We start from the raw sequence: 604 nt of genomic DNA on the forward strand, positions 1-604 counted from the left end.
AATAACTTATGTATAACTTAAATGTTGAAGAAATTTCAATGGTTGATGGTGGTGGTGATGGGAACGCTAGTGATTATCCAGCATCTCCAGGATCAAATAGACCAATGTCTCAGACCAAAGGAGCTGCAACAGCTGCTTCTGCTGCGGCATGGGCTGGCGCATTTGCTGGATGTATGGCTGCAACTGGTGGACTTGGTGCTATCGGCTGTGCAGCAGCTGCAACAGCAGCAGCCGCTGGAACTGGAGGCGCGGGAAATACCAACTAACTAATAAGCTACAGCCCTTAAATCAAGGGCTGTATAATATAGGAGAAATTTATGGATGTTAAACATCTTTTCCCTAACGAACAATGCAGAGTATTAAATGGCTCAATTATTGTTTTTAATGGTTCAATATTCGGTGGGGTTAGAATTAAGCAGAATGAAGAAGGATATATTGTTTGTTCTTCATCTGAAATCAAATCTATTTCTTTGGTCTTAATGGTATTTTCTATTTTGTTGATGTTCTTTGTAGTTCGACTTGATATGCCATTATTTTATGTAGCGTTGATTTTAGGGGTGATCGTTCAATCATTATCTATTGTTATTACCGAATTTCGCATTCT

General features: G+C 39.2%; 2 protein-coding genes. Both read left to right on the plus strand.

All coding sequences use genetic code 11. The annotated features are described in order from the left end of the window. The first annotated feature begins 38 nt into the window (after positions 1 to 38). The gene (locus tag AB4653_RS18320; protein ID WP_372104926.1) at positions 39 to 266 is read left to right on the plus strand and encodes a hypothetical protein; all 228 of its coding nucleotides are present in this window, start codon (positions 39 to 41) and stop codon (positions 264 to 266) included. Between the two features lie 51 nt (positions 267 to 317). After that, positions 318 to 604, plus strand: a 287-nt coding sequence (locus tag AB4653_RS18325; protein WP_372104928.1) for a hypothetical protein, incomplete at its 3' end; no start/stop codon positions are given.

Origin of the sequence: Vibrio sp. 10N.222.48.A3 (assembly GCF_041475345.1) — a bacterium.
GTDB lineage: Bacteria > Pseudomonadota > Gammaproteobacteria > Enterobacterales > Vibrionaceae > Vibrio > Vibrio tasmaniensis_A.